This window comes from Lysinibacillus sp. NPDC048646, from assembly GCF_050272295.1.
In the GTDB taxonomy this organism is placed as follows: domain Bacteria; phylum Bacillota; class Bacilli; order Bacillales_A; family Planococcaceae; genus Lysinibacillus.
Genome location: NZ_JBNNLZ010000003.1, coordinates 286,195 through 311,928, shown reverse-complemented (window position 1 = coordinate 311,928; position 25,734 = coordinate 286,195). Strand labels below are relative to the sequence as shown.

The 25,734-nt window shown below is 39.3% G+C and carries 19 protein-coding genes and 1 pseudogene; 19 read left to right on the top strand and 1 reads right to left on the bottom strand.

The genetic code is table 11. The features are described 5' to 3' along the window. Positions 1 to 143: 143 nt before the first annotated feature. From secDF to ACQKII_RS05985, 16 genes and pseudogenes are all read left to right on the top strand, one after another. Positions 144 to 2,411 (top strand): protein translocase subunit SecDF, encoded by a 2,268-nt coding sequence (secDF, locus tag ACQKII_RS06060; protein ID WP_427457286.1) that lies wholly within the window; start codon positions 144 to 146, stop codon positions 2,409 to 2,411. 411 nt (positions 2,412 to 2,822) lie between these two features. Continuing rightward, complete coding sequence (locus ACQKII_RS06055) at positions 2,823 to 3,497, top strand: response regulator transcription factor (protein WP_427457284.1); 675 nt, start codon at positions 2,823 to 2,825, stop codon at positions 3,495 to 3,497. After that, positions 3,494 to 4,861 (top strand): sensor histidine kinase, encoded by a 1,368-nt coding sequence (locus ACQKII_RS06050; RefSeq protein WP_427457282.1) that lies wholly within the window; start codon positions 3,494 to 3,496, stop codon positions 4,859 to 4,861. Before ACQKII_RS06055 ends, ACQKII_RS06050 begins: the two co-directional genes overlap by 4 nt. A 293-nt stretch (positions 4,862 to 5,154) precedes the next feature. Further along, positions 5,155 to 6,096 (top strand): alpha/beta fold hydrolase, encoded by a 942-nt coding sequence (locus ACQKII_RS06045; protein ID WP_427457280.1) that lies wholly within the window; start codon positions 5,155 to 5,157, stop codon positions 6,094 to 6,096. Positions 6,097 to 6,405: 309 nt separating this feature from the next. After that, positions 6,406 to 7,344 carry an alpha/beta fold hydrolase gene (locus ACQKII_RS06040; protein ID WP_427457278.1) on the top strand — a complete coding sequence of 313 codons (939 nt, stop codon included), beginning with the start codon at positions 6,406 to 6,408 and terminating at the stop codon, positions 7,342 to 7,344. Between the two features lie 213 nt (positions 7,345 to 7,557). Further along, positions 7,558 to 8,559 carry an alpha/beta fold hydrolase gene (locus ACQKII_RS06035; RefSeq protein WP_427457475.1) on the top strand — a complete coding sequence of 334 codons (1,002 nt, stop codon included), beginning with the start codon at positions 7,558 to 7,560 and terminating at the stop codon, positions 8,557 to 8,559. 1,178 nt (positions 8,560 to 9,737) lie between these two features. Next, the gene (locus ACQKII_RS06030; RefSeq protein WP_427457276.1) at positions 9,738 to 11,111 is read left to right on the top strand and encodes a chorismate-binding protein; all 1,374 of its coding nucleotides are present in this window, start codon (positions 9,738 to 9,740) and stop codon (positions 11,109 to 11,111) included. After that, positions 11,111 to 12,142, top strand: coding sequence for an anthranilate phosphoribosyltransferase (trpD, locus tag ACQKII_RS06025; protein WP_427457274.1), 1,032 nt, complete (start codon positions 11,111 to 11,113; stop codon positions 12,140 to 12,142). The genes ACQKII_RS06030 and trpD overlap by 1 nt, the downstream gene beginning before the upstream one ends. Beyond that, positions 12,139 to 12,930: an indole-3-glycerol phosphate synthase TrpC gene (gene trpC, locus ACQKII_RS06020; RefSeq protein WP_427457273.1), complete on the top strand. Its 792-nt coding sequence runs from the start codon at positions 12,139 to 12,141 to the stop codon at positions 12,928 to 12,930. The genes trpD and trpC overlap by 4 nt, the downstream gene beginning before the upstream one ends. Beyond that, positions 12,927 to 13,544, top strand: a complete 618-nt coding sequence (locus ACQKII_RS06015) for a phosphoribosylanthranilate isomerase (protein ID WP_427457271.1) — start codon at positions 12,927 to 12,929, stop codon at positions 13,542 to 13,544. The genes trpC and ACQKII_RS06015 overlap by 4 nt, the downstream gene beginning before the upstream one ends. Beyond that, on the top strand, positions 13,541 to 14,749 hold the full coding sequence (trpB, locus tag ACQKII_RS06010) for a tryptophan synthase subunit beta (RefSeq protein WP_427457269.1): 1,209 nt from the start codon (positions 13,541 to 13,543) through the stop codon (positions 14,747 to 14,749). Before ACQKII_RS06015 ends, trpB begins: the two co-directional genes overlap by 4 nt. Further along, positions 14,749 to 15,540, top strand: a complete 792-nt coding sequence (gene trpA / locus ACQKII_RS06005) for a tryptophan synthase subunit alpha (RefSeq protein ID WP_427457267.1) — start codon at positions 14,749 to 14,751, stop codon at positions 15,538 to 15,540. Before trpB ends, trpA begins: the two co-directional genes overlap by 1 nt. A 125-nt stretch (positions 15,541 to 15,665) precedes the next feature. Next, positions 15,666 to 15,956, top strand: coding sequence for a single-stranded DNA-binding protein (locus tag ACQKII_RS06000; protein ID WP_427457265.1), 291 nt, complete (start codon positions 15,666 to 15,668; stop codon positions 15,954 to 15,956). 805 nt (positions 15,957 to 16,761) lie between these two features. Next, positions 16,762 to 18,579, top strand: coding sequence for a group II intron reverse transcriptase/maturase (ltrA, locus tag ACQKII_RS05995; RefSeq protein WP_427457263.1), 1,818 nt, complete (start codon positions 16,762 to 16,764; stop codon positions 18,577 to 18,579). A 169-nt stretch (positions 18,580 to 18,748) separates the two neighbouring features. Beyond that, positions 18,749 to 20,791 (top strand): annotated as a pseudogene (gene recJ / locus ACQKII_RS05990) (single-stranded-DNA-specific exonuclease RecJ); the annotation flags it as partial. Between the two features lie 34 nt (positions 20,792 to 20,825). After that, positions 20,826 to 21,338 (top strand): adenine phosphoribosyltransferase, encoded by a 513-nt coding sequence (locus ACQKII_RS05985; RefSeq protein ID WP_427457261.1) that lies wholly within the window; start codon positions 20,826 to 20,828, stop codon positions 21,336 to 21,338. Positions 21,339 to 21,410: 72 nt separating this feature from the next. Here ACQKII_RS05985 and ACQKII_RS05980 read toward each other — a convergent pair whose 3' ends face one another. After that, positions 21,411 to 21,863, bottom strand: a complete 453-nt coding sequence (locus ACQKII_RS05980; RefSeq protein WP_427457259.1) for a MarR family winged helix-turn-helix transcriptional regulator — start codon at positions 21,861 to 21,863, stop codon at positions 21,411 to 21,413. A gap of 336 nt (positions 21,864 to 22,199) precedes the next feature. Between ACQKII_RS05980 and ACQKII_RS05975 the strand changes: the two genes are divergently transcribed. The 3 genes from ACQKII_RS05975 (at position 22,200) to ACQKII_RS05965 (ending at position 25,678) form a co-directional block, all read left to right on the top strand. Further along, positions 22,200 to 23,456: an MFS transporter gene (locus tag ACQKII_RS05975; protein WP_427457257.1), complete on the top strand. Its 1,257-nt coding sequence runs from the start codon at positions 22,200 to 22,202 to the stop codon at positions 23,454 to 23,456. Between the two features lie 211 nt (positions 23,457 to 23,667). Continuing rightward, on the top strand, positions 23,668 to 24,759 hold the full coding sequence (locus ACQKII_RS05970; RefSeq protein WP_427457255.1) for a carbohydrate kinase: 1,092 nt from the start codon (positions 23,668 to 23,670) through the stop codon (positions 24,757 to 24,759). A gap of 4 nt (positions 24,760 to 24,763) precedes the next feature. Next, positions 24,764 to 25,678 (top strand): pseudouridine-5'-phosphate glycosidase, encoded by a 915-nt coding sequence (locus ACQKII_RS05965; protein WP_427457253.1) that lies wholly within the window; start codon positions 24,764 to 24,766, stop codon positions 25,676 to 25,678. The last annotated feature ends 56 nt before the right edge of the window (positions 25,679 to 25,734 follow it).

Here is a 25,734-nt window from a genome sequence, read left to right as displayed (position 1 = left end):
AAATAAGTAGAGCAATCTCTTTTGAAGCACGGGTAACATTATTCTAGATGAAAAGGAGGAATAAACGCTTCAAAAGGTATTGCTAGTATTACTTGTTTGTAGTGTAAGGGATGTCCTTGCACCAATTCGAGGAGGATTTATAGATGAAATTAAGAAGTCGTATTGTTGCATTCGTGCTGCTTTTGGTGCTCTTTACAGCAACCATGAGTACGACTGTAGAAGGCGTCTTAAAGGACATCAAGCTTGGCCTTGACTTACAGGGCGGGTTTGAGGTTCTTTACGAAGTTCATGAATTAAAAGAAGGACAAAAAATTACACCAGAAGTTGTTTCAGCGACTGCAACAGCTCTTGGTAACCGTATTAATAAAATGGGTGTCAGTGAGCCAAACATTCAGGTCGAAGGTGAGAACCGTATTCGTGTGCAATTAGCGGGTGTCGAAGACCAGGAATCTGCGCGTAAGTTATTGTCAACTTCAGCGAATTTAACATTTCGTGATGTCGATGATAATTTATTATTAGATGGTGATGATTTAAAGGGAAATGGAGCTAGTGATTCCTTTGACCAACAAAATCGTCCAATTGTTTCGCTTACATTAAAAGATGCGAAAAAATTTGCGGATATTACAAGTGAAATTGCTGCAAAACCAGCGGGTCAAAACTTACTAGTTGTATGGTTAGATTTTGAAGAAGGTGTAGATTCGTATAAAGCGGAATCACAAAAAGCAGAACCTCGCTATGAATCAGCAGCCGCAGTAAGCCAAACATTAAACACGACAGACGTTATGATTAGTGGTAACTTCACGGTTGAAGAGACAAAAAATTTATCAGGCATTTTAAATGCTGGGGCACTCCCAGTAAAACTTGAAGAAACTTACTCTACTTCAGTCGGTGCACAATTTGGTGACCAAGCACTGAAAAGTACAGTTTTTGCAGGGATTGTTGGGGTAGTCATCATCTTCCTCTTCATGCTATTCTATTACCGATTACCTGGTTTCATTTCAATTATTACACTATGCGTATTCACGTTCCTAGTCCTTGTCGTATTTGACTGGATTAATGCTGTCTTAACGCTACCAGGTATCGCAGCCATCGTGCTCGGTATTGGGATGGCAGTTGATGCGAATATTTTATCTGCGGAGCGTATCCGAGAGGAACTTCGCGTGGGACACTCGGTAAAACAGGCGTTCCAAATAGGTTCGAAACAATCTTTATCTGCTATTATCGATGCGCAATTAACTACATTATTAGCAGCAGCTGTACTATTCCAATTTGGGACAAGCTCTGTTAAAGGTTTTGCGACAACATTAATTATTTCGATTTTACTAAGTTTCCTAACAGCTGTTTGGGGATCTCGAGTACTATTAGGAATACTTGTGAACAGTGGTTACGTCAACAACCCAGCTTGGTTTGGGATTGCAAAATCTAAACAACATAGCTTAGACGAAAATATTGGTACATTAGATTTATCAACGAAATTTGATCGTTTTGACTTTGTGCATAATCGTAAAAAATTCTATACATTCTCATTAGCTATTTTAGTAGCTGGTTTAGTGATTATTGGTATTTTCCGCTTAAATCTTGGTATTGATTTCTCAAGTGGTACACGTGTGCAGATTGAAGCAGACCAAACATTAAGCAAAGAAGAAGTCTCTAAATATATTGATAGCATCGGCTTCCCATCAGAGGATATCGTTCCTTCTGGTGAAAAGAGCACTTCAGCGGTTATCCGTTATAAAGATGACTTATCACAAGATGAGATTTTAAAATTCAAAAAAGTTACTGAAGAAAAATATGGTCATGAACCGACCGTTAGTACAGTTTCAGCGACTGTCGGAAAAGAGCTTGTGAAAAATGCGATTTATGCCTTATCACTTGCTGCTCTCGGCATCATTATCTATGTAGCGATTCGTTTCGAATGGCGCATGGGTGTAGGCGCAATTGTATCGTTGCTCCATGATGTATTCTTAATTGTTGCTGTATTTAGTTTTATGCGTTTAGAAGTGGATATTACGTTCATTGCCGCCGTACTGACGATAGTCGGTTACTCTATCAATGATACAATCGTTACGTTTGACCGGATGCGTGAAAATTTAAGTCAGTATGATACCATTAAAGATCGTGAAGTACTGGCGAATATTGTTAACAAATCATTACGTCAAACAATGGGACGTTCTGTGAATACGGTATTAACAGTAATTATCGTCGTTGTGGCCCTGTTAATTTTTGGTGCACCTTCTATTCAAAACTTCTCAATTGCGTTATTAATTGGTTTATTCACAGGTATGTATTCTTCTATCTGTATCGCAGCACAAATCTGGTACTCACTAAAAATCCGTGAGATGAAAAAATCAGATGGTCAGCTACACAAAAAAGAGAAAAAACAATGGGGATCTGATGAACCTACTGTTTAATAAATAATCTCAAACCTAATTGCTTTTTGAAGTGTCCTTGCAATGGACAGTTTCATAAAAGCGCTAGGCAACTTGGAGAAGATGCTGTCTGTATTATTCAGACGGCATCTTTTTTTATCGAGAAGGGTTGTTTATGAAAAAAGCTAAGCAATGAATAGAGGGAGAACAACGTTGCTACTACCAGCAATTAGTGAAAATATAATCTTATATTTGATTGGTGAACGGATATAGAGAGCGCCATACGTATAGTAGTTTTCGATTTTTGAGAGAAGTTTAGCGTTCCACTTGTCGTCTATGTAAGGGGTGAATTAATTAATATTGCTGTCGTGGAGGATAAGGGGTATTTCTATGTTAATTATAGTATAATGATGATTTCAAATATGGGGTGGAAAACAGGGAGTGAGAGAACGCATGCCTACTATATTAGTTGCTGACGACGATACGAATATTCGCGAACTCGTCTGTTTATTTTTACGTAAGGACGGATTTGCAACAGTCGAAGCCGCAGATGGCAAGGCAGCACTAGCCGTTTATGTTAAAGAGCAAGTTGATCTTGTCGTGCTCGATATTATGATGCCTATGATGGATGGTTGGACGTTGTGTAGGGAGCTCCGAAGGGCCAATCCTGATCTTCCGATACTTATGCTGACTGCAAGGGGCGAAACATGGGAGAAAGTGAAGGGATTTGAACTGGGGGCGAATGATTATTTGACGAAACCATTCGATCCGTTGGAGTTGTCGGTTCGTGTTAAGGCACTATTGAAACGATACCGAATTGGCTCCACGCAAACAATCAAGATCGGCAACGTCATTCTTGATCGACAAACCTATAAAGTGATGAGGGGAACGGAGTCACTCACGTTGCCGCTCAAGGAGTTCGAATTGCTGTATAAGCTCGCTGGAACACCCGGACAAGTCTATACGCGCGCACAGCTAATCGATCAAATTTGGGGAATTGATTATGCTGGAGATGATCGAACGATAGACGTACATATTAAGCGCCTACGAAAGCGGTTCGCGACCACACCGGAGTTTCGTATCGAAACGGTACGTGGCCTTGGCTACCGGCTCGAGGTGTACGAATGATCAAATCTTTATATACACGCGTAGTGCTGATATTTCTAGTCTCCGTAATCGGTGGCACGATCATTGCTTTTTTTGTAGCAACTTGGGTATTTGAAGATAAATTAAACGAAAACTTGCGAATTCCCTTACTTAACTTTGGTCGGGATGTCGCCAAGATTTATGAGACATTACCGTTAGGTGAAGCAAACAAATTCGTAAGTGACATGAATCAGCTCAATTCCTATCATATTCGAATTTTCGAAGAATCAGGGCAGTTCCAGTCTTACGGAGCGCTAAACGGACACAAACTTGCCACTGTGACGATGGATCAAGTAAAAAAAGTACTAGATGGAGAAATTGTTCAAGTCAATCCGAGTGGAGTTTCTACGGTTCTCTTAGGGTTGCCAATGACAACTGAAAGGGGTAAGCAAGCGATGTTTGTAGAACCAATCGCCCCCCCTTCCGCAACTTTTGTCATAAAGTGGATTTTGAACTTTTCAAGCTATTCGTTGATAGCAGGAAGCCTATTGATTCTGGTTGCTGCCATGTTCCTAGTCAAACCGATCAAAAAGCTGACAAAAGCGACTAGACATATAGCAGGTGGTGATTTTAACGTCAAGCTGAATATTAAACAAACAGGTGAGCTAGGTACTTTAGCTCGCAGCTTCGAAGAAATGACGCACGACCTGCAACAACTTGAGAAAATGCGGAGGGAATTTGTATCCAATGTGTCACACGAAGTTCAGTCACCGCTTACCTCAATATCAGGTTATGCGCTAGCACTCAAGCAAGAAGACATCGCACAAAACGATCGAAACCGATATCTCGATATTATCATTACTGAAGCAGATCGGATGTCCAAGATGAGCGATAGTCTATTAAAATTGAGTATGCTTGAATCGCAGTCACAGCACTTGCAGTTGGACACATTTAGTGTTGATGAACAAATCAGACGAGTCATCGTGGCAATTCAGCCGCATTGGATGGCTCGCAACATCCGTTTTGAGCTTAATTTGGAAGCCGCTCGTCTAGAAGCTGATTATGATCAATTAAACCAGGTATGGACAAACATTCTTGTGAATAGTATCAAATTTTCTAAGGATGACAGCGTTATTAACATCGGCATCAAACAAGATAGCAAAAATGTGACAGTACGAATAGATGACAAAGGCATTGGTATTTCCTACAAGGACCAGAAGCGTATATTTGAGCGGTTTTTTAAGGCCGATCGTTCTCATAGTCGTAAGTATGCTGGTAGCGGTATGGGACTCGCCATCGTTAAACAAATCGTATCGCTTCATCGAGGCGACATCCGCGTGGAAAGTGAACTCGGCAGAGGAACGACTTTCTTTGTCACTTTGCCAATTGTAACACCGAAAGAGTAACTACATTCAAGTTGTACATTCGAATTATGTAAACCCCCGTGTTCTCCATGTTACGGTGTCATGTGTAAACTTTGTTGCATGTGATGCCCTAACATTTTTTATTTGTTCATACTCCGTTCATATTGTTGTCATAGTGAGTACACCTTCGTTGTATAAACTATCCTTAACGGTTTGTAAAGGTAGCCGGAATACACTGATGTGGATAGAAGATACGAATAGATAACGAAAGGGAGGGTAGGCACGAGTACAACGTAGAGAACAAGTTTGCCACTCTACAACCTCGTGCAAACATAATGAAAAAAACGTTAACCATTATAGGTAAAATAATAGCAGTTTTAGCTATAGTCATAGTACTTTTTCTAGCTATTGTTTTCCTGGTTAATATTGTATGCAACAAAATGGAGCAAGGAAAAATAGAATCTTATGGTCAGTTTGTAACAGTAGACGGAAAAAATATGAATGTCTTCATTCAAGGAGAAGGAGAAGAAACCGTCGTGCTCCTACCGGGCTATGGAACAGCGGCACCAGCTCTTGATTTTAAGCTGCTCATCGATGAATTATCTCCATTTTACAAAGTTGTTGTAGTTGAACCTTTTGGTTATGGATTAAGTGATGAAACCGATAAAGAACGAATCACTGAGAATATTGTCAGTGAATTGCATGAAGCTTTACAACAGCTTGATATTGACGAATTTACGCTAATGGGCCACTCCATTGCAGGCATTTACGGACTGGATTATGTGAACAAATATCCAAACGAAGTGAGTGCATTTGTCGGGCTCGATAGCAGTGTTCCAACGCTAAGCGAGAAAGAAATTGGATCTTCAATAATAGGAACTTTAAAACTACTTAAAAAAGCGGGTTTAGCCAGATTGCAAGTGAAGCTAGGTGAAGATCCATACGCCGCACTACCATATGATGATAAAACGAAAGAACAAATGAGCATTCTTATACACAAAAACATGTATAATCCCAGCCAATTAAATGAAGCTGAAAATATGTATGCTAATTTTAGAGCAGCTGAAAATTTATCATTCCCAAAAAATCTTCCCGTTATTTTCTTTATACAAGCGGATCATAAAGTAACTGAAAGATGGATACCAGAGCATAAAAAACAAATAAAAGATTCTGTACATGGGAAAGTGATGACATTTGAAGGGGATCATTATTTATATCGTACCAAAGCAAAAGAAATTGTAGAAAATTTCAGGGCGTATATGGATGAAATAAAGTAAGTGTAGTGACATCACGTTTGTTGTAATAGTTTTGTTTCAATTAGATTGTCTAAACCACATTCTCCATGCTACGATTCAGTTTCCCTAGCATGTGACGCTATAATTATTTTTTTGTTTGTTCATTCATACTCCGTTCATATTGTTGTCATAGTGAGGACACTTTCGTTGTATAAGCTGTACTTAATGGTTTATAAAGGTAGCCGGAATACAATGATGTGGATTGAAGATACGAATAAATAATGAAAGGGAGGGTAGGCACGAGTATAAGTAGAGAACGAGTTTGTCACTCTACAACCTCGTGTAAACATAATGAAAAAAACGTTAACCATCATAGGAAAAATAATAGCAGTTTTAGCTATAGTCTTAGTACTTTTTCTAGCTATTGTTTTTCTCGTTAATATTATCTGCAATAAAATGGAGCAAGGAAAAATAGAATCTTATGGTCAGTTTGTAACAGTAGACGGGAAAAATATGAATGTCTTCATTCAAGGAGAAGGAGAAGAAACCGTCGTGCTCCTACCGGGCTATGGAACAGCTACACCAGCGCTTGATTTTAAGCTACTTATCGATAAATTATCTCCTTTTTACAAAGTTGTTGCGATTGAGCCTTTCGGATATGGACTAAGTGATGAAACTGAAAAAGAACGAACAACGGAGAATATCGTAAATGAAGTTCATGAAGCTCTAAAGCAGCTTGATATTAACCGATACACGCTAATGGGCCACTCCATAACAGGTATCTACGGACTTGAATATGTGAATAAATATCCAGACGAAGTGACTGCATTTGTCGGAATCGATAGCAGTGTTCCAACACAACCGGGTATGGATGTCGAATTGCCAGTAAAAACGTTTGCGTTTGTCGAAAAATCAGGTCTCTTAAGATTGATCATGAAAGTAAGTGGTGACCCCTATGCTGGACTAGCGTTTGATGCTCAAACCGTAGAGCAAATGAAAATGATTTCGAATAAAAATATGTATAATGCCACTACCTTGAATGAAATGGAACATATATCTTCTAATTTTAAAGGGGCTCAAGACTTGTCATTCCCTAAAGATCTTCCTCTTCTTCTCTTTGTACAAGCGAATAATGAAGGCGTAGAAGGATGGATTCCACTGCATGAAGAGCAAGTAAAAGATTCTGTACATGGAAAAATGATCCCAATGGAGGGATCACATTATTTACACCATACTCAATTCAAAGAAATCGCTGAAAACTTTAGAGAATTTATGAAAGAAGCAAAGTAAGTGCATAAGTGATATGAAAACCGTCCTTTGGGGCGGTTTTTCACTGTGCATTTGATGATGTGGCATTTTTTTGCTAGTTCATACTCGGTTCATATTGATGTCACAGTGAGTTCATCTTCGTCGTATATGCTTGTTTTAATAGCCCGTTAAGGCAGGCTAATAGAGAGATAACGATAGGAGAAGTTGTGCGTGAAAATACGAGAGGTGAAGAAAATGGACTTGGACACAACAACAGGCAAGAAACCAGCTAATAAGATGAAAAAATTGCTGATTATTTTACTTAAAATATTAGCAGCATTAGTTATAGCAATCGTCGTTTTTATAGCCATTGTTTTTGTCGTTGATAAGATCAGTAGCAAATCAGAGGAAGGAAAAATAAAACCCTATGGTCAGTCTGTAACAGTAGATGGGAAAAATATGAATGTTTTGATTCAAGGACAAGGCGAAGAAACAGTCGTGCTACTACCAGGTTTGGGAACAGGAACACCAGCACTTGATTTTAAGCCGCTAGTAGAAGAGTTATCGCCATTTTACAAAGTCGTAGTGATTGAGCCATTTGGTTATGGATTAAGTGATACAACCGAAAAAGAACGAAGCACAGAAAATATTGTAAGTGAAATTCATGAAGCTTTACAGATTCTTAAAATTGACCGTTATATTCTAATGGGTCACTCCATTGCGGGCATTTACGGACTAGACTATGTGAACAAATATGAACACGAAGTGAGTGCATTTGTCGGGATCGATAGCAGTGCTCCAAGGCAATATGGTGATAAGGTTGTTGAATCTCCAATACCTAATTCAGTAATTACACTACTCAAAGAATCAGGTTTAGGCAGATTGGTAATGAAACTAAGTGCTGACCCATATGCTACACTACCAGTTGATGATGAAACAAAAGAACAAATGAGAATTCTTTCTTACAAAAACTTTAGAAATCCCACCATTGTGAATGAAATAGAAAATAGGTTTCCTAATTTTAAAGCAGCTGAAAATTTAACATTCCCAAAAAACCTTCCTGTTATTTTCTTTTTACAACCGAATAGTACTGGAATTGAAGGGTGGTCAACACTACATGAAGAGCAAGTAAAAGATTCTGTACATGGAAAAGTGATGACATTTGAAGGAACACACTATTTACACCATACCAAATCAAAAGAAATCGCTGAAAACTTCAGAGCATTTATGGAAGAAGTAAAGCAAGACAGTAGATAATTTTTAAAATGAAAGTTTGTTTGTAACTTGTTGATGTAACAACATGCGCTCATTCGCATTATCTAAACACGGTCCTCGTATTATCCATGCTACGGCATCATGTGCAAGCTTTCTTGCATGTGTGCTGTAGCATTTTTTTTCATTTGTTCATACTCCGTTCATACTGGCGTCACTGGTAGTATATCTTCGTCGTATAGGCTTTTTCTTAGGGCGCGTTAAGGTAGCCCAATAAACAGATAATGATAGGAGAAGATGCGAGTGAAATCAAGAGAAGAAATGAAATTGAAAATGGGCACGAGAATAGGTAGAAAACGGACTTCAATCGTCGCTTTAACCCTTATGTTAACGATGTTGGCTCCAATGTCTGGGGGATAGAGGTAATTCTTCCCCCTCGCGTCACATTTCAAATTTTCACATGGGATCACCTATTTTAATCAGAATTAATTGACAATTCTTGTGGATTGGCATAGAATAAGGCTAACTTTTCGTTCGATACAAGGTAGAAGGTCTCGGGAGCGAGATCAGCCTTTGAACAGATGAGCAGAGGGTAGTCGAGAATAGCTGAGAAATTGTTGAATAAGAGTAGTAGCATAAGTGTGCAATGTAAGAGAGTCAGTGGGTGGTGAAAACTGATTTGTAGCTTATGTGAATGGACTTATGAGAGTCGCTATTGTTTATAGCGGACGGATTCCCCACGTTATCGGGGGTGCTTCCACCTTATTTTTAGCGGTTTACCAAACAATCGTTGAATAAGGTTATAACCTTAGATTGAGCTTTTGATTTGAAAGTAAAACAGCAGGTATGGATGTTTTATGAATCGAAAGCAAAATCAATACCCATTTAGCTGAGGCAGTATAGATGGAGCACACAAGTGAGAGCACATAGCTCTAATATGAGGTGGCAACGCGGTCATGATCGTCCTCTGCAATTAGGAAAATCCTTTTTGCAGAGGGCTTTTTTGTGTTTTTCCGCATAAATGGTCAGTAAGACGCCCACTCCCAAGGTGAATAATGAGAACTGGTTAACTAGGTGGTTGACCAACTGCCCGTAAAAGCCCGATTGGTTCAGCTACCCATCAGTAGGGGTGAAGAAAACCTCTGGGATTGAAGTTTCACTTTACCGTGGGTTTTCTAAGCCAGTTAGTATGAAATTATTTTTGAGTAAAGGAGACTGTCTAAATGCAAACAACGAGCTCAAGAACAAAAATGAAAACAATTAACGGTGATTCACTCACACCTATATTAATTTTTAGACGTTTACAAGGTACGCACAAATTTTTGCTTGAAAGTTCCGCACAGCATGATAGTACAGGACGTTTCTCGTTCATCGGAGCCAATCCGCGGAAAACCTATAGAGGTGTAGGTGATGAAATACGAGAATTTTCCTATAAAACAGAGAAAACCTATACGCATAAGGGTGACCTCTTCGTATTATTAAAGCGCTTAATGCCGCGCATTTCCAATACAACACAATTCCCATTTTCAGGTGGGGCAGTTGGCTATGTTGGTCATGGTGCAACGACAATATTAGCAGCCGGCCAAGATAAAATGCAGCTCCCTGATGTGCATTTTCATGTATATGAAACGATTATTGTTTTTGACCATGTAACAGACGAAGTGACATTGATTCATACGAATATTGATGCAGAGAAAAAAGAGCCGAATTTAGAAGAATTAGCTGAGCAACTGTTAAAAGGGAGAGAGAGTGAGGATGCAAATTGTCGTTATCTAACAAAGGATACATCCTCTAATGAGCACTTTGAAATGTCTTTAACAAAAATAAAAGAGTCTTTAGATGAAGAGAATGCACGTCTAGTATTATCGAAACAATTTTTAGCAAATTTAGAGGGGGACGCTTTTGCGCTATATCGTCAACTGCGTAAAAAAAATCCTGCCCCCTATATGTATTATGTCACGTTTGATGACCATATTGTCTTGGGAACATCACCAGAAAGCCTTATTCGAGTAAAGGGTGAACGAGTAATTGCAACGCCTACCGAAGGAACCTATGCACGTGGACTTACGAAAGTAGAGGACATAGAAAATGAACGAAAGTTATATGAAAATGTGGAAGTGAGGAAATCACATGCTGTAGTCGTTACTGCTGTGCAAAAAGAACTTCAAACTGTATGTTTGCGCGATTCAATTCAAGTGATTGATGCCATGAGAATTGAGCGATCAAAGCAGGTTATGTATATGACTTCGCGTGTAGAGGGGCGAATTTTACCGATGCTTCATGCTTTAGATGTATTAGCCGCAACTTTACCACCCTTCACTTCTACAGGTATACCGAAGGAATATGCAGAACATCCGTTAATGAAAGCGACTCAAACTGCTGGTATTTTCGGAGGTGCTCTAGGATTTATCGGCTTTAATGGACACCTAGATTTTGCGCTAACAGGGAAATCTATCGTGGTAGAAAACGACATCATGTATATGCAAACAACTGTAACGGTTACAAAATATAGCAATGTAAAAGAACTACTTCACAAAGTGGAAGAGGAAGAGCGATTATTTTTACAACTACTAGGAAAAGAAGGAGGCGCAAGTTAATGGAAGACTTAAGTGAGAAAGTACGGAAACGAGAACATTTAATGTATGAAGAAATGTTGGAGGCAGCAAAATGGATGTTTCGGGACGACACACCAAAGGATGAAATGACCAGTTTTTTAATGGACTTGTCTTTAAAAGGTGAAACTGCACATGAAGTGGCGGCACTAGCAACAGTCATGCGGTCGTTTGCACTAGATGTTCCAGCAAAATCGGCTGTTTATATGGATAATTGCGGTACGGGTGGAGATGGTTTAAATACATTTAATATTAGTACTGCATCTGCATTTGTATTAGCGGGTGCTGGTGTCAAAATGGCAAAGCACGGCAATCGTAAAATTTCCTCTGCGTCGGGTAGTTCAGATGTTTTGGAGGCGCTTGGTATTCATACAAATATTTCTATAGAGCAAACGATTGAGCTCTTAGAAAAAGAAGGGATTGCATTTTTATATGCGCCAAATGTTCATCCAAAATTAAAACGTATCGGTGAGGTGCGACGTGCTCTTGGTAAGCCAACCATTTTTAATCTTGTTGGTCCGTTAACAAATCCAGTGGCTTTATCAACACAATTTACGGGCATTAATCGACCAAATTTTGTGATGGAGTATGCTTCGGTTTTGCAGATGCTAGGTCGAGAGCGAGCAATGGTGGTTTCTGGTCCACAAGGATTAGATGAGGCCTCATTGGCTGGGCAAAACACCTTTGTTTTAGTGGATAAGGGAGATTTAATTCCGTTTGCATTAACAGCTGAGGATGCGGGACTTAACTATGCTCCGTTAGAAGCAATTCGTGGAGGAAATGCAGACGAAAATGCTGTTATTATGCGGAAATTACTAGCTGGTAAACAAAGTGCTTATTTTGATACGGTGTTATTAAATGTTGGTATAGGATTGTTCAGTTATGGAATTGCTCAAACCGTTAAAGAAGGTGTCGAGATGGCGAAGGATAGTATATTCAGCGGACGTGCATTACAGAAATTAGAGGCAGTTGTTGCCTATAGTAAGCAAATTAAAGAAGTGGAGGTAGGACGATGAATATTTTAAACAAAATTCTTGAACAAAAAAAATTAGAAGTTGGAGCATTACTTGAACAGCCTGACCCATTAGCTAATTATACAGAAAAAAAGCGTAGGTCATTGTTTGAAACTATAAGAAAATCACAAACAGTGCAAGTTATTGCTGAAATGAAGCGTGCTTCGCCTTCTAAGGGCCTCATTGCAGAAGGAGCTGACCCGGTCAAACAGGCAAAAATTTATGCAGAGGCTGGGGCAGCGACGATTTCTGTTTTAACAGATAAGGAGTTTTTTAAAGGCTCGTTTGATGATTTAGCAGCCGTAGCACAAGCTGTCGAAACACCAATTCTTTGTAAAGACTTCATGATTGATCGTGTACAAATTCGATTTGCAAAAGCGTCAGGTGCATCCATTATTTTACTGATTGTGGCAGCCTTAGAAGACGAACTTTTACGTGATCTATATAGCTATGCAACAAGCTTAGGGCTAGAAGTCTTAATAGAGGTTCATGATATCGCGGAGCTTAAACGAGCTGTTGCTGTCGGTGCTAGACTAATTGGTGTCAATAATCGTGATTTACGGTCATTTGAAGTGAGTCTAGAGCGTACCCGTGAAATTGCCGAAGCCTTTCCATTTGGAGAGGAACGCGTGCTAATTAGTGAAAGTGGTATTTGGACGAAAGACGATGCCCAGATAGTTGCAACGATGGGGGCAAGTGGTGTTCTTGTGGGGGAATCGTTAATGCGAAGTGGTGATGCAGGGTCCGCACTCCGAAGCTTACAAGTAAGTAAAGCGGGTGCATCTGTATGACAAAGGTGAAAATTTGTGGTTTGAAGGAAGTGCAACACGTGCAAGCGGCGGTGCGGGCAGGAGCAGATGCAATTGGCTTTGTGTTTGCATCGAGTAAGCGTTCGGTGTCGATTGAGCAGGCTCATGAATTAGCAAAGCATGTACCTGAAGGGGTAGTGAAAATCGGTGTATTTGTCAACCCAACAGCAGAGGAGCTACAGGCGGCAGTGAAAGAAGTGCCATTAGATTATGTGCAATATCATGGGGAGGAAACACCTGATTTTATCCGTGAGCAAGGGTATCCTGCTATTAAAGCGCTATCGGTGCGTTCCGCAGAGGATGTACAAAAAGCTGCACTTTATGATGTCGATTATTATTTATTCGACGCACCTGGTACGGATTTTAAAGGAGGTAGTGGACATACATTTGACTGGACGCTACTCAAAGCGGTGGGCATCCCTCATGAAAAACTAATTCTAGCAGGTGGCTTGAAGGTAGAAAATATCGAGCAAGCAGTATCGCTTGTGTCACCGTCAATGGTGGATGTTTCAAGTGGTGTCGAGACAGAAGGTGTCAAGGATATCGCGAAAATAGCAGCCTTTTTGCAGCTAGTAAAGAAGGAGAGAGTAAAATGATGAAATCAATTGCAAATAATGTGCCGACCAAGGAAGGACGCTACGGAAAATTTGGTGGGCAGTTCGTACCAGAAACGTTGATGACGGCACTGTTGGAGTTAGAAACGGCTTATAACGAAGCAATGGCGGACAAAACATTTACGGATGAGTTAACTTATTATTTAAAAGAATATGTAGGTCGTGAAACGCCACTGTACTTTGCGGAAAACTTAACGAAAGAACTTGGTGGGGCAAAAATATACTTAAAGCGCGAAGACTTAAACCATACAGGTGCTCATAAAATCAACAATGCCATCGGGCAAGCGTTACTAGCAAAACGCATGGGGAAAAAGAAAATTGTCGCAGAAACAGGAGCGGGACAGCATGGGGTAGCGACTGCGACGGCTTGTGCATTATTAAATCTTGAGTGTGTTGTCTTTATGGGTGCCGAGGATATAAAGCGTCAGCAATTAAATGTTTTCCGTATGGAGCTGCTCGGCACAAAGGTCGAATCTGTTGAAACTGGTTCAAAAACATTGAAAGATGCAGTCAATGCGGCCTTACGCTATTGGGTAACGAATGTAGAGGATACACATTATATTTTGGGTTCAGCTTTAGGACCTCATCCATTTCCGAAAATTGTACGAGATTTCCAGCGCATAATTGGTGTTGAAACACGTGCACAAATTTTAGAAAAAGAAGGGCGTTTACCTGACGCCGTTGTTGCTTGTATTGGAGGCGGGAGTAACGCGATTGGTATGTTCCACCCATTTGTAGACGATGAAAAGGTAGCTTTGTATGGTGTCGAGGCTGCAGGTAATGGACTAGAAACAGGCAAGCATGCTGCAGCCATTGCAGGCGGACAGCTAGGGGTCTTACATGGTGCTTACATGTATTTACTGCAAGATGAAAATGGGTTTGTTCAGGAAGCACATTCTATTTCGGCTGGACTAGATTATCCAGGGAAGGGGCCAGAACATTGTTATTTATATGATATTGGTCGTGCAAAATTCGATTCGATCACAGATAGTGAAGCGCTTGAGGGCTTACAATTACTATGCCGGACAGAAGGGATTTTACCGGCGTTAGAAAGTTCTCATGCGATTGCTTATACAGCAAAACTTGCAAAAACGATGCGTGTGGATGACATCATTGTTGTATGTTTATCTGGTCGCGGTGATAAGGATGTTCATACAGTAAATGCAATACTTGGGGGTGAGGTATAATGGCAACATTACAGCAGGCAATTGAACAAGCTAAGATAGCAGGTAATAAGGCGTTTGTGCCATATATCATGGCAGGTGATGGAGGACTTTTAACATTAAAGCCAACTATTTTGAAGCTACAAGAAATGGGTGTAACTGCGATTGAAGTGGGTATTCCATTTACGGATCCTGTAGCCGATGGACCTACAATTGAACAGGCAGGTGAACGTGCTTTAGCAGAAGGGGTGACATTGCGCAAAGTGTTAGAAACACTTGCTTCATTCCGTGAAGAAATAGCAATCCCGTTAGTCATGATGACGTATTTTAATCCTGTATTGGCGTATGGGTTAGAATCATTTGCTGAGGCTTGTGTTTCAGGGGGCGTTAAAGGTTTAATTGTACCTGACGTACCGCTTGAGGAAAGTGCTATTTTACGCGATCAGTTAAATCCGTATGGTGTGGATATTGTACAGCTTGTGTCATTAACTAGTCCGCCTGAACGGATTGCGCGAATTGCCACAGCAAGCCAAGGTTTTGTCTATGCGGTAACGGTAAATGGGATTACAGGTGCACGCGCAAGTTTTGCTGAAAATTTAGCAGGACATTTTGCGCGATTACGTCAATCAAGCCATCTTCCGGTGTTAGCAGGTTTTGGGATATCGACACCACAACAAGTGATGAGCATGGGGGCTCTTAGTGACGGCGTAATCGTCGGCAGTGCGATTGTTGCGGCATTACATGAAGGCGATGTTGCCAGGGTCGAAGCATTGGTTGCTGCCTCGAAAAATGTGCGAGAGAAGTCTACTCTTTAACGGAGTAGGCTTTTTTGTATGTAGATGGATAGAATCATGAACGTGACGGATAACTTCCAGAGAAAGTGACAGATAGCGCGCCTTGTCGATTTTAGGTATAATAGCCTTCGTGAGGAAGTGAAAAAATGATTCTATCGAAAAAGAGATGGCAAGTAGAGCGTCCAGACGCACAACTTGTACAAGCATTACAAAATGACTTACAAATTTCTGCGATTGCGGCAAAAATTTTAGCTGCACGTGGCTGTGAAACTTCTGCAGCAGCAGAAAGTTTATTAAATATGACAGAAACAAATATTCATGACCCGTTTTTAATGCATGGCATGGCGGAAGCAGTGGCACATATCGAACGAGCACTCGAAAATGGTGAGAAAATATTAATATATGGAGATTATGATGCCGGTGCGACACGTTTCTAAGTGAAAAGCTTAGACACTAGGGAGTCGCTTAATTTCCCTAGGAGAACTGATTTCTTGATAGGTGGAATGAGAGGGTAACGCCTTGAAACGCCTACTCTGATACTCCGACATGCTTTTGCTAAGGTTAAGTAGCAAAGTATGAAGCTCGGTGAAGTCGGCAGAGAGATACCGTAAGTTTACGATGTGAAAAACTAAAAAAATATTCACAGTAAGCCACGAAAGCTGTCTAGAGGTAGATGGTGTATCCTATATGCCGGGAGTCCATAAAGTATCTATGGTTAGAATGTGCTATATTAGCACTGACGAATCTCTGAATGTACAGGTCTAGACGTAGACATTGTAGAAATGCAATGGGTGGCAGTGCCATCGTATGTGTGGGTGAGTAAAAATCGTGCGTTATGAAAACCCATAGCTTGTTATAGGCAAGTTCAAGCATACAGGACTATAGGAGAAACCTAAGGATATATGTATATGTAAGGATAGAGAAATTGGAACGTGGAAAGCGGAAGATGTGGAGGTATTAGCCTACCTATGAAACAGTTCGATATATAAAGGATATAACCTATTAAAATCGATTAACTTTCCGTGAGAGTGGAGCCATAGTACCAGTGAAACCGGGATAACAAGCGGTGGAGGGATAGGCTCTAGTCGGAACTTTCAAAGAACTTATAAATGCATAACAAATCACAGATTCGAGTATGACTAATAGAATCACCACTTGAGAAAGGGGTTGATGTCTGTGGCAAATTCACGAATCGCAAAACATGTTAAAAAGTCCAAATTAAGAAATGCGGAATATTACAGTATGCAAGCAACATTTGATATGCTGTATGACCAAAGTTCAAAAGGTAGTAGTTTTAAAAACTTAATGGGCATTATTAGTTCGCCTGAAAACATTAAATTAGCGTATCGTAATATTAAGAAAAATACTGGCAGTAAAACAGCAGGTGTAGATGGACGAACAATCGAACATGTATCGAAGCTTACGGAGGAGCAATTTATCTTCTATGTCAGAAATAAATTAAGAGATTATAAACCTAAAGCAGTAAGACGAGTTGATATACCAAAACCTAATGGAAAAACAAGACCACTAGGAATTCCAGCAATATGGGACAGAATAGTCCAGCAATGTATTTTACAAGTTCTTGAACCAATAGTAGAGGCGAAATTCTCAGGTAGGAGTCACGGATTTAGACCAAACCGTTCCGTAGAAAATGCAATTGCTCAAAGTTATCGACTCATACAAAAATCAAAAATGTCTTATGTAATTGACATTGACATTAAAGGCTTTTTCGATAACATTTCACATGCAAAGTTATTAAAACAAATGTGGACATTGGGAATCAAGGACAAAAATGTACTCACGATTATTTCAAAAATGCTAAAAGCCAAAATCAAAATGCCAAATGGACAAATCATTGAAAACGAAATAGGTACACCACAAGGAGGAATTCTCTCTCCCTTACTTTCTAACATTGTTCTCAATGAATTGGATAGATGGATTGAAAGTCAATGGGAAACTATTCCGATTTGTGAGGATAAAATAACTATCCGAAAAGATAGAGGGAATTCAATAGATAAAGGAAATCAGTATTACCATCTAAAGAAAACCCGATTAAAGGAATGTTACATTGTTCGATACGCAGATGATTTTAAAATATTCTGTAGTAATCCAAATCATGCGAAAAGGTTATTTATTGCAGTCCAAAAATGGCTGAAAGATAGACTTGGCTTAGAAATTAGCGAAGAAAAATCAAAAATCGTGAATCTTAAAAAAGACTATTCTGAATTTCTAGGAATCAAAATGAAATTAATTCCAAAAGGTAACAAATGGGTCGTTAAAAGTCATATGTGTGACAAAGCTGTAAAACGCACTAAGGATAACCTAAAAGAAATTATTAATGGTATCCGTTATGATAGCGGTTCAAACGACCAAGCAAGAAAAATTGCGTTTTATAACTCAACTGTAATAGGACTTCATCAATATTTCCGTATTGCCACCATGATAGCCGAGGATATGGGTAACATTGCATATGAAGTAAATGCATGTTTAAAAGACCATCGAATGAAACGGCGAATCAAGAAAACAGGTGTTATTACATCAGATTTCATTAAAAAGGAATATGGAAAAAGCAAACAGATTCGATTTATCTCTAAAGCACCGTTTCTACCAATTGGGTACATTAAACACAAAAGCCCGATGATGAAACGGAATGTGGTAAATGCTTATACGAAACAAGGTAGAGAAGAAATTCATAAAAATCTATCTACGATTGATATAGGCTCACTTCGTTTCTTAATGGAACATCCGATTCCGCAAAGAAGTGTAGAATACAATGATAATCGTATTGCATTATATTGTGCACAAAGAGGGAAATGCCATGTTACTGGTAATGAATTAAATCCGATGATGGTACACTGTCATCATAAAGTACCACGATTGCAAGGTGGTACTGACGAATATAAGAACCTCTGCTTAGTTGATAAAGATATCCACATTCTGGTACATGCAAATGATGAAGAAGTAATTTCGAAGTACAAAATTTTAATAACGAATACAAAGATGTTAAATAAGTTAAATACGCTAAGAAAGAAACTAGAGCTAGAAACAATAACAATCTAATTTGGACAATTAGAGCATAATCAAGAAATACGTGAATTGTGTTGAGTTATGTAGATTACAAAAGTTTTGAATGTTTTCGATGGAACGCCGTGTGAGGTGAAAGTCTCACGCACGGTGTGAAGTGGGGGAAAAGCTGGAGATAATTTCAAAGGTTTACCTATCACTATATGGTATCACGAGTACGACGGTGATGGTCAATGTGTTACTTGATCTTGGTGCAGATGTATCCTTTAAAATACCTAACCGTTTCTTGCACGGCTACGGTCCGAATGAAACATTATTCCGCGAAGCACATGCAGAGGGTGTGCAATTAATTATTACTGTGGATAATGGTATTTCCGGCATTGAGCCGATTCGAGTGGCGAAGGAGCTTGGTATGGATGTCATTGTGACAGATCACCATGAGCCAGGTGAAGAACTACCACCAGCGGATATTATTTTACATCCTCGCGTGCCGGAAGGGCATTATCCTTTTGGCGAACTTGCAGGTGTGGGTGTGGCCTTTAAATTGGCGCATGCTTTATACGGGGAACTACCAACGCATTTATTTGAGTTTGTAGCGATTGGCACGGTAGCGGATTTAGTGCCATTAGTCGATGAAAACCGTTATCTTGTAAAGCGTGGGATTGAAGAAACGCGCCGCTCACTAAGCCCATGGGTACAGGCAATGTGTGAGGTAGCAAGTGCAGATCAATCAAAAATTAATGAAGAAACAATTGGTTTTTACTTCGGTCCGCGTTTAAATGCAATTGGTCGTTTAGGAGAAGCAGCACCAGGCGTAGAGCTCCTAATGGCAGAGGATGGTACAAAGGCATCGGCATTAGCGAAACAGCTGAATGCTTGTAATATGGAGCGCAAAGATATTGTGAAAAGTATTACAGATGAGGCTGTTGCGTTAATTGAAGCGGACGAAAAAATGAGCAAGTCACTGGTATTAGTTGTTGCTGGAGAGGGCTGGAATGCTGGGGTTGTCGGAATTGTAGCATCTCGTCTTGTAGAGCTTTATTATCGTCCGACTATTGTTCTATCACTAGACTTTGAGAAAGGCATCGCAAAAGGATCGGCGCGTAGTATCGACGGTTTCCATTTGTTTAATGAATTGGCGAAGAATCGAGATATTTTACCGCATTTTGGTGGACATCCGATGGCGGCAGGTATGACCTTACCAGTGGAGCATGTAGATGAACTACGAGCAAGATTAGATGCACAGGCAAAAGCTTGTTTAACAGAGGAGCAATTGACACCTATACTCAATATTGATATTCCGCTCAAGATTGATGAAATATCCGCGGATGCTATTGAGGAAATTGCCAAGCTTGGCCCGTTTGGAACGGATTTCCCAAAACCTGTTTATGTACTAGAAGATGTTGAAATAGCTACAATGCGTAAAATTGGTGCTGCTGAAAATCATATTAAAATGGAATTAACGGATGGCTATGACAAATTAGATAGTGTTGGCTTTAATAAAGGAAATCTACATGATGAACTGACATATGGAATTAAAGTATCTTTTATTGGGGATCTTCAGATTAATGAGTGGCAAGGACGTAAAAAGCCTCAGTTTATGATTGAGGACGTGCAAACGACAGAGTGGCAATTATTTGATATTCGTGGCATTCGTCAAACTTCACGTTGGTTAAACACTGTACCAAAAGAGGAGGCAACTTTTATAGCGTTCCGTCCTGAGACGGTGACATATTATCAGTCACTTCTTGGTGTGCCAATTTTGTTTGTTGATGTAGCACTTTCAAATGTGTCGCAAACAAGTTATATTGTGTTACTTGATTTGCCGCAAAACGTTCAATTGTTAGAAAATGTATTACAAAAAACGGCGCCTTCTCGTATTTATGCGCATTTTTATATGCCTGATTCCCAGTATTTCAACGGTATGCCTACGCGTGAGCAATTTACTTGGTATTATAAATTTTTGAAAAACCGTCCATCATTTCCGCTTACTATGCATTTGCCAGATTTAGCAAAACATACAGGCTGGCCGTTAGATGCATTAAAATTTATGACACAGGTGTTTTTTGAGCTGGATTTTGTTAAAATGGAGAGTGGACTGACGACTGTCAACGTGAATGCACCAAAAACAGCGCTTACGGAAGCACCGTCTTACAAACAACGTTCAGAACAGATAGATATAGAGCAAAAGCTTGTATATGCACCTTATATAGAGTTAAAGCAATGGTTTGATGAACGAATACATTAAAATACGAAAAAAGTTTCGTAGGAGGAACATCAAAATGGATTTAAAGCAATACGTGACAACAGTTGAGAACTGGCCGAAGGAAGGCATCAGCTTCAAGGATATTACAACAATTATGGATAACGGACCTGCATATAAATATGCTACAGACCAAATCGTCTCTTACGCAAAAGAAGTAGGCGCGGAAATTATCGTAGGTCCTGAAGCGCGTGGCTTCATCATTGGTTGCCCAGTTGCTTATGCACTTGAAATTGGCTTTGCTCCTGTTCGTAAACCAGGAAAATTACCGCGTGAAGTGGTAAGTGCAGACTACGGTCTTGAGTATGGTAAAGATACATTAACAATGCACAAAGATGCTCTTAAGCCTGGACAAAAAGTATTAATCTGTGATGATTTACTGGCAACTGGCGGTACAGTGGAGGCGACTGTTCGTTTAATAGAAGAATTAGGCGGTGAGGTTGTTGGCTGTGCTTTCCTAATCGAGCTGACTGAACTAAATGGTCGTGCAAAACTTGGCGATCTAAATGTGAAGACCTTAATTCAATACTAAAAATTATGAAAATGGCTGTCTCTATAAGTGAAAAAACTTATAGACAGCCATTTTTTTTGAAATTATCGATTATTAATCATAGGTTTTAATGATTTTTTGTATGTGTCTTAGTGTTTCGTAGAAGTCCTGATATTTTTCTGGACCAATATCATTGATAATTCTTTCCTGTAGTTCACGCCATATAGGAGTGGCTTCATTTAGTTTTTTAATACCTGTATCGGTTAGTGAAAGAATTTTTGTTCTAGCATCTTGTTTATCTCTAGTAATAGCAACATAGCCACTTTGTTTCAGTAAATTTACATTACGAGTAACTGTAGTTTGATCAAGTAACAAAATCTCACCTAATTTGCTGATTGAAACCGCCTTCTGATGATCGATATTGGCCAACATAGAATATTGGGTAATTTTTAAATTAGTAGGTTGGAGCAATTTGTCATACATTTGCGTAACGACTCTTGTCTTTTTTCTAAGGTTCGCACACACACAAACCTGTGTATAGTCGAGGATAGTGAATTCTTTATCCATAAAAAAACTCCTTTTGAGTTATTTCAAGTTAAGGGAAACTTGATGTTATTTTATCATGTGAAATGAGATGGTTAATAATAGTGGAATTTATTTCTTGACAGTGGAAAACTCTATACCTATCATTATATATGTATATACATATATTTTAAAGTTATAGCTCGTCTTTATTTTTTGAGATAATACATGTATATACATGTATTATAGGGAGATGAAAAAACGTTGGCAGGAAAGGATGGAATTTTACAGCACTAAATATAACTTAGGAAAATTTGGAAAGCAAGAAAAATTAGAAATATCCTTTATTGTTAGATACTTTGGAGAAATGTAGGTGGAGTCATGAAACGTATTCACTATAGTTGGTTTATCCTTGTCATTACATTTTTCTCAATTATTGCAGCTGGGATTACATTGTCATCATCAGGCGTGTTTATAGGTCCATTCGAAAAAGAATTTGGCTGGGATCGATCAATGATTGCAATGGCTTTTGCAATTAGTCTTTTTTTATATGGGATATCAGGTCCATTTATGGCAGCATTACTTGAAGTAATTGGCTTAAAGAAAATGATGTTAGCTGCGATGGCGACATTAATAATTGGTATTATGCTAACTCTTTTCATGAATCAAGCATGGCAGTTAATCATCATATGGGGCTTTATTATCGGTCTAGGTGCAAGCCTTTTTTTAACGGTCTTGAGTCCCTATGTGGCAAACAATTGGTTTGAGAAAAGAAGAGGGCTTGCAGTAGGAATATTAACAGCAAGTACAGCAACAGGTCAGTTAATTCTATTACCTATTTTGGCGATGATTATAGAAAATTACTCATGGCGATGGGCGATTGGATTAATTATGATTCTAAGTTCCATCATGTTCGTTATTATTTTCTTCTTTATGAAAAACAAACCAAAGGATGTTGGCATTCTTCCTTATGGACTTGAAAAGGAAATAGCAGTCAACGATGTAGCGCAAAAGAATAATCCTATTATTATTGCCTTCAATGGTCTTTTTCACGCTGTGAAAGTGAAAGAATTTTGGCTATTAGCTGGTAGCTTCTTTATATGTGGGCTTTCAACGAGTGGTTTAATTGGGACACATTTTGTTTCATACTGTATAAGTTTCGGAGTTCCTTTAGTGACGGCAGCTTCGTTTCTTTCTTTTATGGGGATCTTTAATCTAGTTGGAACAACTTTATCAGGTTGGCTATCTGACCGTTTCGATAATCGATGGTTATTATTTTGGTATTATCTACTTAGAGGAGCTGCCCTTGTAATACTACCTTATGCATTAGTGCAAGGTTCATTTACTTTGCTCGTTATTTTTACAGTATTTTACGGATTAGATTGGATTGCAACTGTCCCACCAACAATTAGTATTTCAAGGCAGATTTTTGGTACTACTAAAAGTGGAATTATTTATGGCTGGATTTTTGCTTCTCATCAAGCGGGGGCAGCGGTTGCTGCATACGGCGGCGGTTTAATCTATAAATTTTTCGATTCTTACACATGGGCATTTTTCTTAGCTGGTGTTTTCTGTGTATTAGCAAGTCTATTTGTGATAATTGTAAAAAAACAAAAACCAAATACAGTAACGATATAAGAATGATGGTATAGAGTCGAACATCAATTTAATTCCGCATTGAAGGAGTTATCGATGTTACATACTAACTGAATAAGCAAAAAAACAGCCTTAATCTCTAAAAAGAGCATTCAGGCTGTTTTTTTGAATTATTTGCTTAAGTGAAGGAAATCTTTTGACTTAATTTAAACAAAAGTTTATAATATAAACAAATATAACAAAAGGTGATGCTATGAATGAAAGAGAACAGGCGGTACTCGCATTAATTCGCCAAAATCCGTTTATGTCTCAGCAAGAGATGGCAGATAAAATGAATTTGTCTCGACCGGTACTTGCAAATTTAGTGTCGAGCTTAACGAAGCAGGGCAAAATTGTAGGTCGTGCCTATATTTTACCCGAGGAAAATGAGATTATTTGCATTGGTGGCGCAAATCTTGACCGTAAATTTCATGTAAAGGGAACTGTGCAGCTTGGCACATCAAATCCTGCCAGCTCTTCATTTAGTGTAGGTGGCGTAGGTCGAAATATTGCTGAAAACTTAGGGCGTCTAAACCATGAGGTTACGTTACTGACAACAGCAGGAAAAGATGCTGACTGGCTGGTAATTCAGGAAGCTTCAGAACCATTTATGAATTTACGCTATGTCGAACAGCTACCTGAAGCTGCAACGGGTTCGTATACCGCAATTATGGATGAGCAGGGCGAGCTTGCCTTAGCCGTTGCCAATATGGAAGTCTATGACTTATTATTGCCAAGTTTGTTAAAGCAATACGAGGCAATGCTGATGAATGCCGGCTGCTTTATTATGGATTTAAATTGTCCGAAAGAAACAGTGGTGTACATTCAACAAGTAGCGATTGCTCGTGGAATTCCACTAGTAATTGTACCGGTATCTTCACCGAAAATGAACCGACTTCCAGATACATTGCAAGGAGTCACATGGTTTATTTGTAATACAGATGAGGCAGAGACGATTGTCGGTCATGCGATTGACAACGAAGGACATTATGAAAAAGCGTTACAGAAGCTTCTACTATTAGGGGCTGAACATGTGATTATCACAGCAGGTGGAAAAGGCGTATATGCAGCGTCAACTTCCAATGCACCAAGTCATTTTGCGGCGAAAGCCATAGAAAAAATTGAAGATGTTACCGGTGCTGGAGATGCCTTTGTTAGTGCGGTCATTCATAGTTGGTTAAGGGGACAAACCTTAGCAACGTGTATAGATGCGGGCTTAACAAACGCCAAAAAAACATTGGTGTCTCCGTACACTGTAAGACCTGAATTATCAGAAGAATTATTGAAAAATGAAATGGAGGAATAACATCATGAAAGAATTCATCGTATTATCAGAAGAAGTAAAAGCGGGTCAAGAGAAAGGTCTACCAATTATTGCATTAGAATCAACAATTATTTCTCATGGTATGCCATATCCACAAAATGTACAAACAGCGCGTGAAGTGGAGCAAATTATTCGCGACAACGGTGCAGTACCAGCTACTATCGCATTAATCGATGGTAAAATTAAAATCGGATTATCAGAAGAAGAACTTGAAATGTTTGGCAATGCACAAGGTGTGGCAAAAGCTTCACGCCGTGACTTAGCCTATTTATTAGCAACAAAAAAATTAGGAGCAACAACGGTTGCCGCAACGATGATTTGTGCAGAGCTTGCAGGCATTGAAATCTTCGTTACAGGTGGTATTGGTGGTGTACACCGTGGTGCAGAAACAACTATGGACGTTTCAGCAGACTTAGAAGAATTATCACAAACAAATGTAGCGGTAATTTGTGCTGGTGCGAAGTCAATTTTAGATATTGGCTTAACACTTGAATATCTTGAAACAAAAGGTGTACCAGTAGTTGGATATGGTACGGATGAACTTCCAGCATTCTATACACGACAAAGTGGGTTTGAAGTAAACTTCAAAGCTGATACACCTGAAGAAGTTGCAGCGATGCTTCGTGCGAAATGGCAATTAGGGTTACGTGGCGGTGCGGTTATTGCAAACCCGATACCAGAAGCTGAAGCGCTAGAGCACGAATTCATCACGAACATCATTGAAAAAGCATTACATGAAGCTGAAGAAAATGGTATTCAGGGTAAAAACGTAACACCATTCTTACTTGGTAAAGTGAAAGAACTAACAGAAGGTAAGAGCCTGGATGCGAACATTGCGTTAGTGAAAAATAATGCAGTAATTGGGTCGAAAATTGCTGTAGCATATAATAAAGCAAACTAAACATACATCAAGACCCTCTGTGAAGCTTACCAGCATCAAGGAGGGTCTTTTTATCT

Bases quoted from the DNA above. Each gene is read 5' to 3' on its own strand.
- secDF (WP_427457286.1), top strand. From the start codon at position 144: ATGAAATTAAGAAGTCGTATTGTTGCATTCGTGCTGCTTTTGGTGCTC.
- ACQKII_RS06055 (WP_427457284.1), top strand. From the start codon at position 2,823: ATGCCTACTATATTAGTTGCTGACGACGATACGAATATTCGCGAACTC.
- ACQKII_RS06050 (WP_427457282.1), top strand. From the start codon at position 3,494: ATGATCAAATCTTTATATACACGCGTAGTGCTGATATTTCTAGTCTCC.
- ACQKII_RS06045 (WP_427457280.1), top strand. From the start codon at position 5,155: ATGAAAAAAACGTTAACCATTATAGGTAAAATAATAGCAGTTTTAGCT.
- ACQKII_RS06040 (WP_427457278.1), top strand. From the start codon at position 6,406: ATGAAAAAAACGTTAACCATCATAGGAAAAATAATAGCAGTTTTAGCT.
- ACQKII_RS06035 (WP_427457475.1), top strand. From the start codon at position 7,558: ATGGACTTGGACACAACAACAGGCAAGAAACCAGCTAATAAGATGAAA.
- ACQKII_RS06030 (WP_427457276.1), top strand. From the start codon at position 9,738: ATGCAAACAACGAGCTCAAGAACAAAAATGAAAACAATTAACGGTGAT.
- trpD (WP_427457274.1), top strand. From the start codon at position 11,111: ATGGAAGACTTAAGTGAGAAAGTACGGAAACGAGAACATTTAATGTAT.
- trpC (WP_427457273.1), top strand. From the start codon at position 12,139: ATGAATATTTTAAACAAAATTCTTGAACAAAAAAAATTAGAAGTTGGA.
- ACQKII_RS06015 (WP_427457271.1), top strand. From the start codon at position 12,927: ATGACAAAGGTGAAAATTTGTGGTTTGAAGGAAGTGCAACACGTGCAA.
- trpB (WP_427457269.1), top strand. From the start codon at position 13,541: ATGATGAAATCAATTGCAAATAATGTGCCGACCAAGGAAGGACGCTAC.
- trpA (WP_427457267.1), top strand. From the start codon at position 14,749: ATGGCAACATTACAGCAGGCAATTGAACAAGCTAAGATAGCAGGTAAT.
- ACQKII_RS06000 (WP_427457265.1), top strand. From the start codon at position 15,666: ATGATTCTATCGAAAAAGAGATGGCAAGTAGAGCGTCCAGACGCACAA.
- ltrA (WP_427457263.1), top strand. From the start codon at position 16,762: ATGCAAGCAACATTTGATATGCTGTATGACCAAAGTTCAAAAGGTAGT.
- ACQKII_RS05985 (WP_427457261.1), top strand. From the start codon at position 20,826: ATGGATTTAAAGCAATACGTGACAACAGTTGAGAACTGGCCGAAGGAA.
- ACQKII_RS05980 (WP_427457259.1), bottom strand. From the start codon at position 21,863: ATGGATAAAGAATTCACTATCCTCGACTATACACAGGTTTGTGTGTGT.
- ACQKII_RS05975 (WP_427457257.1), top strand. From the start codon at position 22,200: ATGAAACGTATTCACTATAGTTGGTTTATCCTTGTCATTACATTTTTC.
- ACQKII_RS05970 (WP_427457255.1), top strand. From the start codon at position 23,668: ATGAATGAAAGAGAACAGGCGGTACTCGCATTAATTCGCCAAAATCCG.
- ACQKII_RS05965 (WP_427457253.1), top strand. From the start codon at position 24,764: ATGAAAGAATTCATCGTATTATCAGAAGAAGTAAAAGCGGGTCAAGAG.